This window comes from Helcococcus kunzii ATCC 51366 (assembly GCF_000245755.1).
GTDB classification, from domain to species: domain Bacteria; phylum Bacillota; class Clostridia; order Tissierellales; family Peptoniphilaceae; genus Helcococcus; species Helcococcus kunzii.
In genome coordinates, this window is record NZ_JH601088.1 from 1616111 (window position 1) to 1635159 (window position 19049).

Here is a 19049-nt window from a genome sequence, read left to right on the forward strand (position 1 = left end):
TTTCTGGGGCTTTTGGTTCTTCTTCCCTTGGAGTTTCTTCACCTGGTGTTTCTGGATCTTTTGGTTCTTCTTCAGATTTAGTTTCAGCCGGAACCAATGGTATTAATGGAATTTCACACACTTTCTTAGTACCAATCGCTATTATCTTTTTAACAGGATCTTTTTCTATTACTTCTTCTCTTGATTGTTCTTTATTATCTTCTACAGAAACAGTAGTTACTTTCTTGCCTACACTCCCTTCTTGTCTTGTTTCAGTTTTACCTGCTTCTAGATTAGAATCTTCAACAACCTCTACCTCATAAGGAATTTCACTTTCAATTATTACTTTTCCTTCTGTAGATTTAGTACCTACACGAATAATATGTTTAATAGGTTCTTCATTTGTTTTTTCTTCTAGTACTTTTGCTTCACCTTCAGGTTTACCATTAACTATATTTTGTTCATATTTTGTAGTCTTGTTTCCTGGTTTACCTTCTTGTTCTACAACTGATCTACCTTTTTCTAAAGTGTCATCTTCGATAACTTCTACTTCAAATGGTATTTCAGTAGTTACTTCATATTCATATTTTCCTGTAAGATCTTTTGTACCTACAACAATTATTTGTTTAGCTTTTGTTACAACTTCTTCTACAGTTTGTTCTACTTTACCAGTTTCAGGATTATATTTGTCAACAACCTTAGTTTCTACCTTACCAGGTATTAATTCTCCAGTTTCAACTACACCCTTATCCTTAGTATCATCGTAAACATATTCAATTTCTACTTCTACATCTTTTGAATAGTTGTTTTCAGGAGTCTCAACTTTTCTGCCAATTTCAATTATATGTTTTTTAGGTTCTACTCTTTTATCTTTAAGTTCAGTTTCAGTCATTTCTCCATCAGGTTGACCATTTTTGATGTTTTGTTTAAATTCAATAGTATATGATCCTTTTTCACCTTTTTGTATTTCTTTACTTGTACCTGCAGGTAGATCATCATTATATCTAACTTCTACTTCAAATGGTATATCGAAGTCTTTAGTATGTTTTACTTCACCTGTGAAATCTTCATCACCCACTAGAATAACTGCATTCTTAGCTTCTCTAGTAGTTTTATATTCAGACACTTCGGTTACTTGAGAGTTTACTATAGTGATTGTTCTCTCTTTTAGACCACTTTCACCTTTTTGTTGAACTCCATCTACTTCAGCATATTTCCATTCACCTTTCTTAAGTGATGGATCTTTTCTTACTTCAATTTCAAATGGAATTGTTTCTGTTTCTTTGTATTGACCATCTGTTTGAGAACCTACTCTGATTTTTCTATTAACTGGTTCTTTTGTTACTGTAGTCTTACCATAGCTTGGTTCCCCAGCTTCACCATTTGTGATTGCTCTTGTGACCTTAGTTTCTTGTTCACCAAGTTCACCCTTTTGGTCTTCTACAACTTCACCTGGTTTTAGGCTTGAATCAACTGTTACTTCTGTTTCAAATGGAATTGGATCTTTGTCCACATATTCCACTGTGCCAGTAAAATCAGCATTACCTACTTCGATAATTTCTTTAACTGGTGCTTTTGTTTGTTTTGGTTCAGAAGTATTGGTTACTTTTGAGTTTTCAATAGTAATTGTGTATTCTTCTTCACCTTCCACACCTTTTTGAACTACCTTATATTCGCCTTTTGGAAGCTCTGGGTTTACTCTTACTTCTACTTCAAATGGTTTTTTGCTTGTGTAAGTGTGTGTACCATTAGTTGTTCCTGGGCCAACTTCTACAATTCTCTTAACCGGATCCTTGGTTTGTTTAGTTTCCCCTTCTACTGACTCAGTAACTTGACCATTTACAATTGTATGAGTAACTAGTGTTTCTTTTTCACCAAGTTTACCTTCTTGTACTACTTTTACTTCACCTGGTTTTAATTCATTGTTAACTTTGTATTCTGTTTCAAATTCAATAGCTTCAGTCTTAGTTGTTTTGAATTCACCTGTGAAGTCTTTGTTACCAACTTTGATAACTGCATCAACTGGTTTAGTCTCTACAGTCTTTGGTTCCCCAACAACTTCAGAGTTTTTAATAGTCCAAGTAGTAATTCTTTCACCAACTCTACCTGGAGTTTCTTCTACATATTTACCTGCTTCTAATTCAGGATCATATTGAATTGTGTATTTAAATGGTAGTTCTTCCTTGTGTTCTACTTTACCTTCGGTATTTCTACCAACTTTTATAACTCTATTAACAGGAGTTATATTTTGTTCATATTCACCCTCTTTAGTTTCAGTAACCACACCATCTTCAATAGTTAGAGTATTAGTTCTAGTTTTTTCACCAAGTTTACCTTCTTGTGAAACTTTTTGTTCGCCTGGTGCAATATTATCATCAAATTCAATAATTGTTTCAAATGGAACCGGAACTTTTTCTACCACTTCATGAGTACCAGTATTTGTTCCCATACCAACATTGATGATAGCATCTTCAGATTCAACAATAACTTCTTTTGGTTCTCCAACAACTTCAGAATTTTTAATTGTCCATGTTGTTGTTTTAGTTCCAACCTTACCTGGTTTTACAATCTCGTATTCACCCTTCTTAAGTGTGTTTACTTCGTTTACCGTATATTTAAATGGTAATTCTTCAACGTGTTTTACTTCCCCTTCAGTATTTCTACCTACTTTGATAATTTTCTTTGTAGGAGCTTTTGTTTGAGTAAATTCACCTTCTTCAGTATTTATAACCTTGCCATTTTCAATTGTTAGAGTTGTATTTCTTGTTTTTTCACCTGGTACACCTTCTTGACTTACTACTTGTTCACCTGGTGCTAGGCTGTCATCAAACTGAATTTCAACTTCAAATGGTACTTCAACTACTTCTTGAATTTCATGAGTTCCATTAGATTTTGCACCTATTCTGATTTTTCTATTTACTGGATCTTTAGTTTGAATAGTTTCTCCACGTACTTCTTCACCAGCTTCACCATTTTTGATTTCTCTAGTTACTTTGGTTTCTTGTTCACCAAGAACTCCAGCCTGATCTTCTACGATCTTATTTGGTTCTAGATTTGTATCAATTGTTACTTCGGTTTCAAATGGTACTGGGTCCTTGTCGATGTATTCAACCTTACCAGTGAAGTCTTCATCACCTACTAGGATTACAGCGTTTTTCGGTTCTTTAATTGTCTTATATTCTGACTCTTCAGTAACTAGTGAATTTTCAATAGTAACAGTTCTTTCTTTTAGACCATTTTCACCAGTTTGTTGAACACCGTCAACTTCAGCATATTTCCATTCACCTTTTTTAAGTGATGGATCTTTTTTAACTTCTGTTTTAAATGGAATTATCTCTGTTTCCTTATATCGTCCTTTTGTATTAGATCCAACTCTTATTTTTCTTGTTACCGGCTCTTTAGTACGCGTAGTCTCACCACGAACTTCTTCACCAGCTTCACCATTTTTAATTTTTCTTGTTACTTTAGTTTCTTGTTCACCAAGTTTACCAGCTTGATCTACTTCTATAACATTTGGTGCAAGACTTGGATCAACTGTTACTTCAGTTTCGAAAGGTATCGGGTCTATGTCTACATATTCAAGGGTGCCTTCAAAGTCTTTGTTACCAACTTCTATAATAGCATATACTGGATCTTTTCTCTCTTCTTGAGTATCTACAATTTTAGAGTTCTCTATTGTCCAAGTAGTTTTTACTTCACCTGCTTGACCTTTTTGCTCTACTCCATCAACTGTTTTATATCTCCATTCACCTTTAGGTAGTTCATTATTAACTTCTACTTTTACGTCAAATGGTACTTTTTCTGTATGCTCTATTCTATTATTTGTACCAGAAGCTAAAAACTGTGCAGTTGCTTCTCGTGTACCAACATCTTGTCCATCTTCTAAATAATGAGCAGTTACAGGCACAGATATTATAGTTCCATCTAACTTATCTCCATCTTTTATATTAGGAATATTCGCTGTTACTATACCCGTTTTCTCATCAATTGATACAGTCCATTTGTTTCCTTTATTATCTGTGTACTCTGTATCCTCTATTGAGTATCTTGCTGGAGTTCTTGTATCCACTTCACCAGCTTTTTTTACTATAGGTGTAGAAGTTAGAGTTTCTCCTGCCTTACCATTTTTGGCATCATATCTTGGTGGTAGGTTTTCTTTTTGCTTTATAACGAACGCTGCCCTTACTTCTTCAGTAAATTTTATCTCAGGATTTTTCTCTTCTACATAGTGGGCTGTGACAGGGACTACTAGCTTTTCACCACCGATAAAATCTTTTGCATCCTTTGGTTTTACAGTAACAATCCCTGATTCAGTATCGATTGAAGCAGTCCATTCATTACCGTGGTCATCAGTATATGTGTCTTTTTCTATGGTGTATTCAACTGGTCGCCTTTTCTCTTGGTCTTCTGCTTTTATAGAAAGATGAGGTATAGAAGTTTCTGTTTCTGTAGGATATAAAACTTGTGAATAGTACTGTGGTATATTGTTGCCAGATTCTTTTACAATTAGTGAAACCTTATGAACATCAACAGAACCGTTTGTATAGGTATATCTAATCGAGAACGGCATATAATCTAAAGCTTTTGCACTCTTAGGAGGTGTGATTTTAATCTCTGTTATAGAATTATTACTCTCTATCTTCCATTGGTCCTCAGGTTCCTTGCCTTGGTTATATCTATCTAGAAAACTAGTATCAAGGCTGGCACTAGCATGCTTCCTACCTACTGCGTCTGTAATGTCATCTGTTGATTCTTGAGTGTTATTCTTTATTATATAAGGAATCCCTGCCCTAACATATGACACTTCTGATGTCGATGCCTTTACTCCATCTTCATCAATATAGTCTTGGTCATGGTATTTGGTATCGTCAAGATTTAGACTGAATTCACCGATTAAGTTGTAGTGGTCGTAGCGTGCAATACCTTGTTTATCGATAACTACCTCTTTGCCCTTATGGCTGATGGTTTCTGCACCCGCACCTGTTGATATGTAGACTCCATATTCTCCTGTTGCCGCTTGAAATTCATCAGCTGTTCTTGGACGGGCAAAGAATTTTACCCTTAAATTTTGAAGCCCTGTATAGGATTTGTCTTTGTAGAAGATAGAGTCTTTGTTGACAGACCCATCGTCATTTACAGCACCTTTTGGCATTTCGATGACAACCTTGTCTTGGTCGTTGATATGGGCACTGGCACCTGGGACCACTTGGCCCGTCTCTGGGTGATAGACTTGGCCGACTAGTCGCTCTCGAGCACTAGCATCAAGGTTTGATACTGTTACATTCGTTGATAAGGTTTGACCCTTGACAAATACTTTTTCATTATGGCTGCCGGTTAAAGTTATCAGTGAAAGCTGGTCATTTTCATTTGGCCATGGGTTCACTGTAAAGCTAAAGGAACTGCTTTCTCCTTGGGTAGCTTTAATTGTCTGATTACTTGCATCTTTTGAATAGTTACCCTTCCATCCTATGGTAGTATTCTCGTTTTCGATACTGTTAATATGTTCAAGGTCTTTTACAGTAGCATAAAGGTTTAAATTTCTTTGAGTCCTAATGCCGTCTATTATTATTTCTGATTCAGCTTTATAATTAGCCTCTTTAAAGTCTCCCTTTTCTGCAATTTTTACTCCTACGTCATTTGAAGGTATATTTCCAGTATTAAGATAAGTTGCCATGTTACCAGTGTTAGTAAATACAAAATCAGTATAGGTTCTTTGACCCTGGTCTTTATCAAATTCAAATTCTATCCCCCACTTGGTTTTGTCTGGACTAGTTGCAGAGGGTTCCAGGGTTTTATAGCGGAAGCCGTCTTTGAAATCCATGCTACGATCACTAGTACTAAATGTTGGACCATCACCTCTTGTCAATTGGGTGTCACGGTATTCGCCAACATTTTTCTCATCTTCTGCATAATTAGGCTCGCTAGTTTGAGCTTCAATATAGTTTATTGGTAAAAAACTTACAATCAAAGAAAAAGCTAAAAAAAAGCTTAACATTTTTCTTTTATTAATACTATCTTTTTTCATTGTTTCTCCTTATATTTATTTTTTTCTTTGTCAAAGGTTTTATATTCCCCTTGTATAATAAAATCTTTTTACCTGTATAGTATTATATTATCTTATAAAAAATTAATCTAATAAAACAATGATTAACTCTGTTTTATAAACATTGAAATTAAATATATTTACATTTTATATTTTATATTTTATATTTTTTAACAATGTATTGAGTTTATACAATATCGAATGATTTTCACCTATAAAAATTAATATAATTATCTATTTTATAAGTAAAATAAGTAAATTACAATCTTATAATGTATATACCTATTTTTACTAACATAAAAATACAATAAATTAGCATATTTATTAATTTATTTTTTAATATATTAAATTGCATTTTATTAATTTTTTGTAATACTTTTATATTATATTAAAACAAGCATTTTGCTATTTATGTAACTATATTTTAATTATAACCTCAATATTATATATATAACTTTGTTCATTTTGTTGTAAATCTTGTGTAAATATGTCATAATATATTTTCAAAATAATGATAAATAAAACATAAAAATAATTTATTCATATGCCGATAAATATTCAATATCGCCGTTAATTATTTTTAATTTATTTATCTATATAAATTTAAGGAGGATCTAGATGAGAAAAAAAATAACTCTTCTATTTTTAGCTTTAGTGCTAATTATAACAAGTCATGCCCCCCTGTCGGTGGCAGCAAGCTTAAGTAATTCTAACGGAACAGAAAATACTGATAATCATCCTTACATAGGATATCAAGAAGGTTCTACTGAACTTACTAATAAACTTTATGTTGAAAAAAAAGGTGACCCAAGTGTTAGACGAATTGTTTATTGCTTTAATAAAGCGTTACACTGGCCAGACACAAAGGGAACTTTAGGAGATTTAGCTTATGAAAAGACTACTGGCAGTGTAGATCATTTTAAAGATGAAGTCCATACAAATTCTAAGTATAAAGGTCAAGAGTTAATTGATAAGTTAAAAATTGTATTGTTAAATGGTTATCCAAATGCCAATAAGATTCAAAACGCTCTAAATCTTACAAATGACCAAATGCAAAAAGTTACACAAATGGCTGTCTGGCATTTTACAGATAACGTGTACACAAGATTAGGACACTTTCAAAGTGTATCTGAGCTCGAAGCTCTAGCTCTTGCTACCCTGATTGAAATGGCAAAGCCTATTGCCAATGGTGAAAGTACTTTAGGAGCCGATGTTTTAAATCATTTTGAAAATGAACATAAAAAAACTCATCCTGATTATGTAAGACCTGAGTCTGTAGAAATGCCTGAAAACTCAACTCTTGACTTATATATACAAAATGGAGTTAAACAAGAAGATGGAAAGGGATACCAAAATCTTCTAGGTGCATTTTTAATCAATTCAGATACAAAAGAAATAATCGAGATACCTAAAGATGAGAAACCTGTAGAAAGAAAAAAACTTACTCTTACAAAGTATAATTCTAATTATCAACAATTAGAAGGGGCAGAATTCGAGATATCAAAAGTTGATGAACCTAATAAAGTTATAACTACTGTAAAAAGTTCATCTAATGGTCCTGTTGAATTTGAACTTGAAGCAGGTTCCTATATACTAAATGAAACTGTTTCACCAAAAGGTTATCAAAAATTAACAGAGGTAAAATTCACTGTAGAAAATAATGGACGCATCACAATAGATGATTACGGAAAATATGAAGATAACTCAAAACCTGATTCTTTTGAACTATCTACTATGAGTAATAATTTTTATATTACTGATAAAGAAAAACCAGAGCAACCAGAAGAACCTGGTCATCCTGAAGAACCAACTCCTACAAACACAAAGGTAATAATTAGAAAATATGCAAAAGGAGACTATAAAAAGCTTCTTGAAGGTGCAGAACTGGAATTATATAAAATAAGTGATGATGAGAAAGAAGGCACACTTGTAGGAGGCTCAAGCTTTATATCAGATAACAAAGGTAAAGAATTTGAGCTAACTGACGGTTTTTATATATTAAAAGAAAAGAAAGCTCCAAAAGGCTATAAACTAGCTGATGATATAAACTTTGAAGTCAAAAACGGAAAAGTTCTTATAGATGGTAAAGAAGCTCCAAAAGGAATTTCAAATCCATTCTCCTATGAAGCATACTCAGACTTCAATAATGACGGCGAAATGATTGCTAATAATCCTTATGGGAAATTTTATTATGTGAAAAAAGAAGGACAAAACCAAGTTGTATATTGCTTTAACGCAACAAAACATGCTCCAGCTGAATCTTATGATGATGGAGATTCTATCACTTATGAACCTCAATATGGTGAAGTAAAATACAACAAGATTATAAACTCAGAAGAACTTTATAAATATGCTCAAAATCCTAGAATTGCATCCGCTGAATTAGCTACTAAAGTAACAAGAATTATCCACGCTGGATATCCAAACAATAAGGCTGGTATTCAAAATATAGGTCTAACAAATACCCAACTTCGTGCAGCAACCCAGCTTGCAATATACTACTATACAGACAGTGCTGATTTAACAGACGAAGGTCTTGAAAAACTAGGTGACGGCTTCCAACTATTAAAAGGTAATGGAGAAACAGAGTCTAAAATTAAAGATTATGCTAAAGCTTTAATAAACTATTCAAATTCCGACCAAGCACCTAGCGACCTATCTTATGACTTCTATGTAGCAAACAATGGACATTATCAAAACTTAATAGGTACAGCCTATGATTCAAGCGACCTACATTATGTAATTTCAATGGAAGACGAAGAAGATAAAGTTAAAGAAACTAAGGTTTCATTTAGCAAAACTGATATCCTTGGAGAAGAATTAAAAGGTGCTACTTTACAAATTAAAGATAAGTCAAACAATGAAGTAATAAAAGAATGGACTAGTGGTGACAAACCTGAAACTTTTAATTTCAAACCAGGTAAGTATGAATTTGTTGAAACTGCTGCTCCTAAGGGTTACAAGATCGCTACAGCTATTGACTTTGAAATCACTACTGATGGCAAGGTTGTAGCTAATAAAGATAGTCTAAAAACTGAAGGTTCTGAAAATATCATAACAATGGTTGATGACTATGAAACTATAGATAAATTGGTAATCAAAAAAGTATGGAAAGGAAAACCTGTAGATGACTTACCTATTTACTTCAGACTTCATAAAGGAGTTGAAGGCGGAGATAGTAGTATAGAAGATCCTACTGTACCAAGTAATTCATTAAATGGAAACCAAAATCCTATTAAGTATGAAAATAAAGATATCGTAATAGAAGGATTATCTTTACCTACTATTAATCAATATGGTAACAAAGTTAAATACTCACTGACAGAAGTTACCTTAAAAGATAACCTATATACAAAATGGGAAAAGGCTGGATATGAAACTGTAGTTGAGTCAAAAATTGAAGGCAACACATTAACATTCACAGTTACAAATAAAGAAAAAGAAACTAAAGAAACTAATGTATTCTTCAGCAAACAAGATATCTTAGGTAAAGAACTAAAAGGTGCTAAACTACAAATCAAAGATAAAGAAACTGGTAAAGTAGTTAAAGAATGGATTAGTGGTGAAACTCCTCAAACATTTGGATTAAAACCAGGTAAATATGAATTTGTTGAAACTGCTGCTCCTAAAGGCTACAAGATTGCTACAGCTATTGACTTTGAAATCACTACTGATGGACAAATCATAGCTAACAAGGAAAACTTAAAGACTGTTGGTTCAGCTAATATCTTAGTAATGATTGATGCATATGATATAGAGGAATCTGAAAAGGAAACTGAAAAAGAATCTGAAAAAGAATCTGAAAAAGAAACCGAAAAAGAATCTGAAAAAGAATCTGAAAAAGAATCTGAAAAAGAATCTGAAAAGGAATCTGGAAGCAAAAATCCAAAAAATAAAAATGGAAAAATCAAAAACCCTAAAACTGGTGATACCTTTAATATTATATATTATCTAGGAATATCAACATTAGCCATTTTCATTTTATTAATCATTTCAAATAAGAATAAAAAAAATTCCTCTGAAAGATAATAAATAATGAAAAAAAGCAACTGTATTAATGAAGTGAACCCGTAAACACGGACTAAATTTAATATTTATTTATGCGGATTGTAACCTGTATTTTACAGGGGACAATCCGTTTAATTTTTCTTTTATTCTATCGATATTATACCAACGTATATATTCTTCAATCTCAATTTTTAAATGTTGATAACTCTTAAATTTTTCACCATAAAACATTTCTTGTTTTAACAAACCAAAGAAATTTTCCATTGGCGAATTGTCTAGACAATTAACCTTTCTAGACATGCTCTGCTTGATACCTCTATTTTTACGTTTTTCAATCCACGAATTATGTTGATAATGAAATCCTTGATCTGAATGAATAACTAAATCTTCTAATATTTCAAACTTATTTAAAGCTTCATCTAATGCCTTATTTGTGAATTGTATGTTGGTTTTTTTGCTTATTGAATATGATATTATTTCTCCATTAAAAACGTCTAAAATTGGTGATAGATACAGTTTGTCTTCCTTTCCATCCAATCTAAATTCAGTTACATCTGTTAACCATACTTTCTTCTTCATATTTTTTTGTCCAAGATGCGACCATTGAAGCATTGCGGATATTGAAATGCTCAGCAGTTTCTCTGTATGACAAATTATTTATTTGTCTATATTTTATTACAGAGAGCTTAAATTCTCCACTATATTTATCATTTGAATGTTTTTTCATCAAACCTTCAATACCTTCAATATTAAACCAATTTATCCAATTTTCTAATGTGCTATTGGGGATATTGAATTTTTTAGAAACAAGTTCTCTACCTCCTGATTTTCCGTCTAAATATTCTTTGACTACTTTTATCTTAAAATCTAAACTATATTTTGGCATGAAAAAACCCCTCCATCCGTTGTCCGGATTTTGGGGTTCACTTCAAAAATTCCCTGGCTCATTTTATTTTTATTATTTTACATCATTATACGGACATTACTGTAAGAAATTGGTACTAAAATTGAAAATCTGTATTTGTTACCAAAACGGCACCAGAACGATGCCAAGCGGACACAAAACCATTACAGAGCCTATAATCCGCACAAATCTGCAAAACCTACAAAGTGCGAAGAAGCCCAAAATCTCAAAGCCCCATAAATCACACAGCATCCACAACCTCTACAGTAGATACCCCTCCGGGGTATCTTCCTCTTCTATCTTAAAAAATATCCACCACTATTCTTTTCTAATTATTTTCCTGATATTTCTATACAGGTATGGCTTGATTACTTCGATTTTGACGGGTTCTTCATGGATGATGCTTGAATATAGCACAGCGCCGAGCATTTCTAGTATGATGAATAGATTGATTAGGAATTCTTCGCTTGTGAATGTATCTTCGAATTCTTTTTGTAATTCATTTAGGACTTTGACAATGATGTTGTCGGAGTCATTTTTTTTTAACACTTCTTTATATAATGAGGTTGAAATGTTTTTATGAATTAAGCTTAGTAATGCTTTATCATTTAATAGGTAGTTGATGATGTAGTCGCAGAAGGCGATGATTTTGTCTTCTCGATTTTCGTAGCTTTTGGCTTGAATGTGTTTGTATGCCATTTCAAAGACTTCGCTGGATTTTTCTATGATTAGTTTATTTCTAATGTCGATTTTGTCCTTGAAATATAGGTAGAATGTTCCTTTTGCAACTTTTGAGTTTTTTGTAATTTCGTCTATTGATGTGTTGTCAAATCCATTCTCAATGAATAGCTGAAATGCTGATGATAAAAGTTTTTTAATTTTAAGGTATTTATTTTTTTCTCGTCTACTATTTTCTTTATTTTCCACGTTATCCTCACATTTTGAATGTTATTGCTTTGTATTTAATATAACACTTTGAGAAATTTATACAAGTGCTGTTGTAGTATATTTCAAAAATATCTCGACATCTAACCATTCCAAACTTCTCATTATAAACAAACTTATTATCTCACCCTATTTTTCCAATGATTTAAACTATTGACTTTTAGTCATAAATGCATATAATATTAATGTATAAAATAAATGACTAATAGTCAGTATTTTAAAATAAGGAAGGAGTTAGAGGATGAAAATAGGAAAGTTTGTGTCTAAATATAGTAAGATGATCCTTATCATTTCCACTATATTGCTGGTGCCGGCGGTATTGGGATTTATGGCAAGTGATATTAATTATGATATTTTGAGTTATTTGCCTCAGGATATTGGATCTACTAAAGGACAAGATATTTTAGATAAGAAGTTTAATAGTGCGGCTACTTCGATGTTGATTTTGGAGGATAAGACTGAGTTTGAAGTGGACGAGATTAAAGAAAAGATTGCAGAGGTGAAGGGTGTAAATGATGTAATTTCTAGATCAAGTTTAGTGCCTAATATGGTGCCAAAATCGACTGGCGAAATTGGTACTAAAATTAAAATTTCAAAATTTGGTGCCAAAATAGTGCCAACCCCAATATAGTAGCTATAAAATCTACATAGCCCACAGTAACCTTTTCCCACCATAAAGCTTACAAGACCCCTAAAACCTCCAAAATCCCACAGCCCCAAAGATTTCATAAAATTATTGTAGATACCCCGCAGGGGTATCTACCTCTCCCCATCATACACATAGAAAAAAGAGGCCGCAGCCTCTTTTTCCTCTTTTGCTTTATTATATTATCTTCTTCCTATTAACTTGCCATCCCAGGTAAAGTTGTGCCATTTTCCGTCAATCCATTGTCTTCCGGAAACTCTTGTACCTGTATTAGGTCTTAGATATCTCCAAACACCATCAATCCATTGCCATCCATATGCTTGAGTACCTGTGCCCGGTCTGAAATACATCCAACCTAATGAAAGTTTTTGCCAACCTGTTGCAAGTGTACCAGATCTTCTGAAGTATCTCCAGTAGCCATCAATGAATTGTCTTCCTTTAATCATTGTGCCAGAAGATAATCTAAAGAAGTATGTGAATCCATTTTCTGGATTTGTCCACCAACCTTTTTGATATCTTGTGTTTGGACCTTCTAGGGAAAGCCAATTCATGCCATTTTCGTGGTATGTTTGTGTCATGGACTCACCTTTATAATTGAAGAAATTCCATGTTTTATTTATCCATTTCCATTCTGACCTTGCTTGTTTACCATGATCATAGTATGTCCATTTATTTCCAACTTTTTCCCAACCATGTTTAATCACTGGTCTATCTTCAACAACTATTTTTATTTTCACTTCATCTGTTGAAGCATCTTCATACTTAACTATGATAGTTGCATCAAATGTACCAGCAGCCTTAGTTTCAATATTTTCTTTGAATTCCAGTTTAATGTTTTTTGGTAATTCAGAAATATTTAAAATTCCACTTGAAGGATTTATTTTTTCATTGACAAATACTTCAATATCCTTTCCTTTTGGATCGTAGATATCAGCCATCTTCTTATTGTAAACATTAGTAATGTTATATTGATAATATTCTGTAGATAGTTGTTTTCATGCCATACTCTTATAACCAAAACTTCATTTCCATTTTCTTGTCTTGTGATATGGTCAACTTTAGCATTGACATCATTAGGAATGATTGTTAAATCAGACAAACTATATTTGTCTTTGAAATCAATATTTTTAGCATCAATTTGAATGGACTCATCGCCTAATTTGATTGATTTTAACCCGTCTTTAATATTTCTATGACGTAAAACATGCAATCTCAACATATCTGAAGGCTTGCCATCCTCTGCAATTGCTGAAATTTTGAATGAATTTACCCCATTGTAGATTGGAAGAGTAAATTCTCCATTTTCTGACTCATAAACTTTTCCAAAATCTTCAATTTCTAATTTAATTTTTTGAGTATTTTCGCTCGCTCCAACATTGATTTTTATTTCTTTATCATCAGTTTCAGTTTGAATGAATAGATTATCCTTTAATTCACTGAAATTCTTCAATGAAGTACTGATTTTCTCTAATTTTGCTTCACTAGATTTGATTCTATTTAGCTTAATTGTCTTACCTTCTATTTGAACGGAATCTTTGCCAGCAATACTTAAAGCATCTTTCTTTCCCCCTTGCTTAATTTGAAGTTTTTCCAAATCAGCAGGAATGTCAATTGTCATGCCATCTTTCACAATTGTATTATTAACATATAAACTAGTATCCTCTTTATGTTCAAAATTTAGAAGGCCAACTACTCCATACGGTCCATAAAGTATATCTTTAGAATAAGGTAATATATGAATATCATAATAATCTGGTTTATTTATTGTGAAATATTGACCATCGAAAAATGTTAATTCTCCGTCTTTTTCTATAATCAACTTTAGATCATAGTCTTCAAAACCTACTATTTTAAATTTATTGTTTTCTACGTGAACCGGTTCAAACGTATCTACATTAGGTTTTGATATATATTTTTCTGTAAATTTATGTATTTCACCATTTTTCAGATTATCTTTATTGCCTTCAACAAGCATAAATTCTGACGCCTTTACAATAGTATCTGCTTGGTCTGCATTCCAACCTACGATTGCTAAAGTGATTTTATCTCCAAGATAACTTACGTCTTGTTCATGAATCAAGTTAATTTCACCATTTACATCAGAATATAGTTTTACAATTTTGCCTTGTTTTTCAATAATAAATTTAGCATCACGAATGCTATTTTCTTCAGATTTTTCTGTAGCTAATTCGTTTCCATTCCCATTTCTTTCAACGACGACACCAAAGCCATTTCCATGAGCTCTCTTACCAACAGATAAATAATTATCCTTATCGGCAGTACCATCATCCTTTAATTTCATCAATGAAAAGTACACAGAATCCCAGTTACCTTGCATTCTAAGCGGTAAATCTGAGAATCTTATAGAAGCTGTAAAATTATCTTTATTGACGCCATCCAATGATAATTTAACAAGATTTGATAGTTTATTTGTGCCACCCCACAAATCTTCACCATTTCCTCTTCTTTGGAATGCGATCTGATCTTCTGTAATTTTTAATGTATTCGTTGGATTTTCAACATTTATAAAGTCAGCATTTTTAATTTCTTCCACTGGTTTATAGCTAATCACATAAATGTCTTCTGTAACGCCATCAATTGTAATTTTTACTTTTTGCATGCCAGCTTTTTTCACGGTAAATTTATTATCTTTAATATCAAAATACTCATTTTCTTCAACTGATAGAGTAAATTGACTTTGTTTCAACCATTCATCATCTTTAAATACCACTAGATAAGGTTTTTCTTCTCCAACATAGTATACATATTTATCTAATCCAAGTTTATTTGACTTTTTATCCGCTACATTTATGGTTTTTATATTAGATTTAATTATTCTACCATTACAAATATAGTAAGCGTAAATATCTGTCTTTCCTTTTGAAATAGCAGTCACCATACCATCAGCATCGATTTGAGCCACGTCTGGATTTGTAGATACATAATTTATCTTTCCTACCGCTTCATCTGGAGATAATTTTTGTCTTGAATTCAACACTTTCAGATCATCTTTTAGGCTATAGTTATTTTCAGTCATACCTTCAATTAAAATGTTTTTCTTTAATCCATCATCATATTGATTTCCTTCGATTACAACATTATTTGATTTCTTAAATTCAAGAACATTTGATTGAGACCCTTCATTATTTTCAGGCCCTCCTGGTAGACTTTCCAATACTTTTATAACATCGCCTGATTTTTCAACATTAAGTTTTAATGTTTGATTAACACCCATCTCAGTTTCACTTATGTTAGCTTTTAGTGAAATATTTGGATTAAATCTATAAATCTTATTATTGATAAATTTCAAATTATCAACACTTTCAGCCCTTAATACACTGTCCACATCCATGAAGAATGTATTATTTTCAATTAAAATATTTTTGTGAACCGGATTGTTCGTATCAGGCAAATTAGCACCTTTTGTCACTGGATAGAAATAAATCGCAGGTGCATATTTCCACCAAGTTCTACCCTTTGTCCTTACGTTGAATGTATTGTTTCTAATAGTCAAATCTCTTATCGGACCAGACTCATACCATTCATTTGAATCATTTGAGAAGAAAGAGTATCTCTAGAATAAAATATCACCTTATCCCCAGGATAAAATTGTCTAAATCCGCCTTGTTGCTTATGCACATATAACAGCTTCAAAGTATTATCATTTATTCTCTTTTCAACTCTTGTAAATGTCCCGTGAATGTTAATCGGATCATCATGTGTATTTGTAAAATATGAATTAGATATTTTAATCTTGCCCTTAGCACCAGACACATGAATACCATCCGCATAAGAAGTTGCAGATTTTCCAGTCTCCATATCTGGTTCCAATCTCAATTTATCAAAGAACACATCCTCTGACATTTGAACTAAAAATCCAAACCCGTGTAGATATGAAATCTTCACATTTTCAAACTTAACATTTTTACTTTCCCAAACCATTGATCCCGCAGTTGGTCTCTTATTATTTTCAGTAAATTGATAAGTCATTGCAAGCTCAGGTTTCAATGCAGGTTTACCAAAATATTTAAATCTCAAAAGTCCATTCTCCAACTCTTCAATTGAATTCAAATTAGTAAATGGATCTTGATTAGAATAATGTATCCTAGCCATTAAATCCTGTGCATATTTTGTAGAAATGGCATAATTAGGATGCGCATTCCTCTTTTGCCAATAATAATTCCCTTTTGAATCTTTCTCAGATAACCAAGTTATCCCCCTATTTTCCACCTTATGTGTGAATGTCTTCGGAACAAAAAAGTCTACTTCATTTCCAGCCTCATTCACATTGAATATTGACATTTCAGTTGTAGATGCCACTTTCACATCCCAAGATAAATTATTTACCTTAATATTTTCTGACTGAAAAATTCCCAAATACATCATATCGCCTTCAAACACAATATGAGAATTATTACCTTCAATCGTTAAATTCTTTATCCCTTCAACCAAAACACCAATTTTCTTCACAGGAAAATCTACACTATCCGTATTAGAAGTATGTACTTCCCTCTCCAAAGCACTCTCCTTAGTAATCTTATACAATCCCTCTTTATCAAAAGAAAGAACTACTTGCTTACCTTCCTTACTAAGCTCTTTCGCTTTTTCCAACGCCTTCTGTATAGCCGGACCACTATCCTTCTGTCCAAATGAGTCCGCACCAAAATCCCCTACCTTCAACACAACACTTGATTCTGCATAAACGTCATACATCACCATAAAGCCTAAAAAGGCAAAAAAATTAACGACATTGCAAAACTTGCAACTCTATAAAATTTTCTTTCCATTTCCCCTCCTAGTGAAATCGTTATCTATATTTTACCATATATATTCAAAAATGACCATATATAATGTTAAAAAATTGATGAAGTTTTTGGGGGGGATGATGATTTATGGGATGGCTTTGGGGGGTGAGGGGGTCGGGATTGATGTAGGTTTATAGGATGGGGTTGGGAAAATGAAGGTTTTGGGGGATGTGGATTTTGGCTTTGGAGGTTTTGGGGTTGGTTTTGGAGGTGGAGATTTTGGCGTTGAACGTTTTGGAATTGGAAGAATGGTGTTAATGCAATTTTGGGACATGAAAATTCGCGGAATAGAGAGTTTAAGCTAAAAAAAAAGAAAAAAAGTAGTCGAGTTATTTCTAAGTGAAACTGGAAGAATTACATGTATATTATAGGATTTCCATTCTATACATGTACATTTAATGAAACAATTACATGTGTAATGGATGATTTATGATATATACATGTATATTCTGAGCTAGCTTTACATGTATAGTTTAGGATTTTTCTTTTACACATGTAATGGCTTGACGGATTTTACATGTATATTATAGGATTTTCATTCTATACATGTAATTGATGTGGTGGTTTTACATGTATATTTTGTGATTTCTGTTATGTACATGTAATCCTTGGAATTTTTTTACATGTGTATTATAGGGATTGTTGATTACACATGTAAATGGACAAATTTTTTTACATGTGTATAAAGATAATCACTTTTTACACATGTAAATCTTAAATGTTAAAATTATTAAGCTAAAAACCAACTTATTGATTTGTAATGAAAAAATGGTGTCAAATATGACTTTGACACCATTTCCTCAATTTACTTACATTTTGTTATTTATTAAAGTAAGATATGCCATACCGTATAGCCCAGCTAAATTTCCTAATTTAGCTGGTAAAACTTTTGGCTTAAAAATATTTGTTAAAGGTGATTTGTCTAACTTGGAAATAAGATTCTCCCACCAATAATCTTTTGTATCAATCAAACCTCCACCTAAAATAAACACTTCCGGATCAATTGTATTAGAAAGCATCTCAATTGACAAACATAGGTCATCTACAAATTTATTTAATACATTGTAAGCAACCTTATCTTTTTTATCAATTAATTCAAAAAACTCATATCCATTGGAAATTTTATTTTTAGCTTTTTCATTATAAGATTTTACTAAAGAAGTTCCTGAACAATATTGTTCCATACATCCATTTAATCCACAATTGCAATTTTCACCACCAGGATGAATTATCATATGTCCTATTTCTCCCGCGCTCCAATGATGACCTCTAATAAGCTTATCCTCAATAATAATCGCTCCTGCAACTCCTGTACCTAATGTTATACATATACTGCTTTTAGTTGATTTTGAATTTCCTAACCAGTATTCTCCTAAACCAGCTGCATTTACATCATTTTCAATAATTACAGTTTTATTATATTTATGATAAAGAATCTCTTTTAACTTTACCCCTGTCCAATTAGGTAAATTATCGGTTGCGTAATAAACTTCACCTTTAGCGAAATCTATCCTACCCGCGGAAGCTACTCCAAGAATTGGCACGTTTTCAAACATTAGTAATTCATCAATTATCTCAAACAATGAGTTAATAAGTCCATCTTTCCCTTTATTTTTTTTTGTAGAAATTTTCTTATCAATCTCAATTTCTCCATTAGAATTAATTATTGCTGCATGTAATTTAGTGCCTCCAATATCTACCACTAAAGACTTTTGCATA

Annotated in this window: 10 protein-coding genes and 1 pseudogene; 3 read left to right on the forward strand and 8 right to left on the reverse strand. The window is 32.3% G+C overall.

Going from position 1 to position 19049, the window contains the following annotated elements:
* Positions 1 to 6004: G5 domain-containing protein (locus tag HMPREF9709_RS07325; RefSeq protein WP_005398966.1), on the reverse strand; the 6004-nt coding region annotated here is incomplete at its 3' end.
* Between the two features lie 636 nt (positions 6005 to 6640).
* Between HMPREF9709_RS07325 and HMPREF9709_RS09690 the strand changes: the two genes are divergently transcribed.
* A complete protein-coding gene (locus HMPREF9709_RS09690; protein WP_005398967.1) occupies positions 6641 to 10051 on the forward strand; it encodes a SpaA isopeptide-forming pilin-related protein in 3411 nt (1136 codons plus the stop codon).
* Between the two features lie 69 nt (positions 10052 to 10120).
* Here the strand turns inward: HMPREF9709_RS09690 and HMPREF9709_RS07335 are convergent.
* The 3 genes and pseudogenes from HMPREF9709_RS07335 to HMPREF9709_RS07345 all read right to left on the reverse strand — a co-directional run.
* A pseudogene (locus HMPREF9709_RS07335) lies at positions 10121 to 10600 on the reverse strand (IS3 family transposase); the annotation flags it as partial.
* Positions 10575 to 10916 (reverse strand): helix-turn-helix domain-containing protein, encoded by a 342-nt coding sequence (locus HMPREF9709_RS07340; protein ID WP_005398969.1) that lies wholly within the window; start codon positions 10914 to 10916, stop codon positions 10575 to 10577. The gene HMPREF9709_RS07340 and the pseudogene HMPREF9709_RS07335, both read right to left, overlap by 26 nt.
* Before the next feature lie 336 nt (positions 10917 to 11252).
* Positions 11253 to 11861 carry a TetR/AcrR family transcriptional regulator gene (locus HMPREF9709_RS07345; protein WP_005398970.1) on the reverse strand — a complete coding sequence of 203 codons (609 nt, stop codon included), beginning with the start codon at positions 11859 to 11861 and terminating at the stop codon, positions 11253 to 11255.
* A 259-nt stretch (positions 11862 to 12120) separates the two neighbouring features.
* On the opposite strand from HMPREF9709_RS07345, the gene HMPREF9709_RS07350 reads away from it, so the two are divergent.
* The gene (locus HMPREF9709_RS07350) at positions 12121 to 12510 is read left to right on the forward strand and encodes a hypothetical protein (RefSeq protein ID WP_005398971.1); all 390 of its coding nucleotides are present in this window, start codon (positions 12121 to 12123) and stop codon (positions 12508 to 12510) included.
* Positions 12511 to 12707: 197 nt separating this feature from the next.
* Here the strand turns inward: HMPREF9709_RS07350 and HMPREF9709_RS07355 are convergent, their stop codons facing one another.
* From HMPREF9709_RS07355 to HMPREF9709_RS09695, 3 genes are read right to left on the reverse strand one after another with little or no spacing between them, the layout of a single operon-like run.
* Positions 12708 to 13463, reverse strand: a complete 756-nt coding sequence (locus tag HMPREF9709_RS07355; RefSeq protein WP_005398972.1) for a Rib/alpha-like domain-containing protein — start codon at positions 13461 to 13463, stop codon at positions 12708 to 12710.
* A complete protein-coding gene (locus HMPREF9709_RS07360) occupies positions 13403 to 16039 on the reverse strand; it encodes an Ig-like domain-containing protein (protein WP_005398973.1) in 2637 nt (878 codons plus the stop codon). Before HMPREF9709_RS07360 ends, HMPREF9709_RS07355 begins: the two co-directional genes overlap by 61 nt.
* A gap of 5 nt (positions 16040 to 16044) precedes the next feature.
* Positions 16045 to 17244: a hypothetical protein gene (locus HMPREF9709_RS09695; protein ID WP_050855444.1), complete on the reverse strand. Its 1200-nt coding sequence runs from the start codon at positions 17242 to 17244 to the stop codon at positions 16045 to 16047.
* Between the two features lie 238 nt (positions 17245 to 17482).
* Between HMPREF9709_RS09695 and HMPREF9709_RS09970 the strand changes: the two genes are divergently transcribed.
* Positions 17483 to 17635 (forward strand): hypothetical protein, encoded by a 153-nt coding sequence (locus HMPREF9709_RS09970; protein ID WP_005398975.1) that lies wholly within the window; start codon positions 17483 to 17485, stop codon positions 17633 to 17635.
* 504 nt (positions 17636 to 18139) lie between these two features.
* On the opposite strand, the gene HMPREF9709_RS07365 is transcribed toward HMPREF9709_RS09970, so the two are convergent.
* Entirely contained in the window at positions 18140 to 19048 is a 909-nt protein-coding gene (locus tag HMPREF9709_RS07365) for an ROK family protein (RefSeq protein WP_005398976.1), read from the reverse strand.
* Position 19049: the final 1 nt, after the last annotated feature.

Excerpts from the sequence above, each read along its gene's own strand:
- HMPREF9709_RS07340 (WP_005398969.1), bottom strand. The coding sequence starts at position 10,916 with ATGCCAAAATATAGTTTAGATTTTAAGATAAAAGTAGTCAAAGAATAT.
- HMPREF9709_RS09690 (WP_005398967.1), top strand. The coding sequence starts at position 6,641 with ATGAGAAAAAAAATAACTCTTCTATTTTTAGCTTTAGTGCTAATTATA.
- HMPREF9709_RS09970 (WP_005398975.1), top strand. The coding sequence starts at position 17,483 with ATGAAGGTTTTGGGGGATGTGGATTTTGGCTTTGGAGGTTTTGGGGTT.
- HMPREF9709_RS09695 (WP_050855444.1), bottom strand. The coding sequence starts at position 17,244 with ATGGTGATGTATGACGTTTATGCAGAATCAAGTGTTGTGTTGAAGGTA.
- HMPREF9709_RS07365 (WP_005398976.1), bottom strand. The coding sequence starts at position 19,048 with ATGCAAAAGTCTTTAGTGGTAGATATTGGAGGCACTAAATTACATGCA.
- HMPREF9709_RS07355 (WP_005398972.1), bottom strand. The coding sequence starts at position 13,463 with ATGGCTGATATCTACGATCCAAAAGGAAAGGATATTGAAGTATTTGTC.
- HMPREF9709_RS07350 (WP_005398971.1), top strand. The coding sequence starts at position 12,121 with ATGAAAATAGGAAAGTTTGTGTCTAAATATAGTAAGATGATCCTTATC.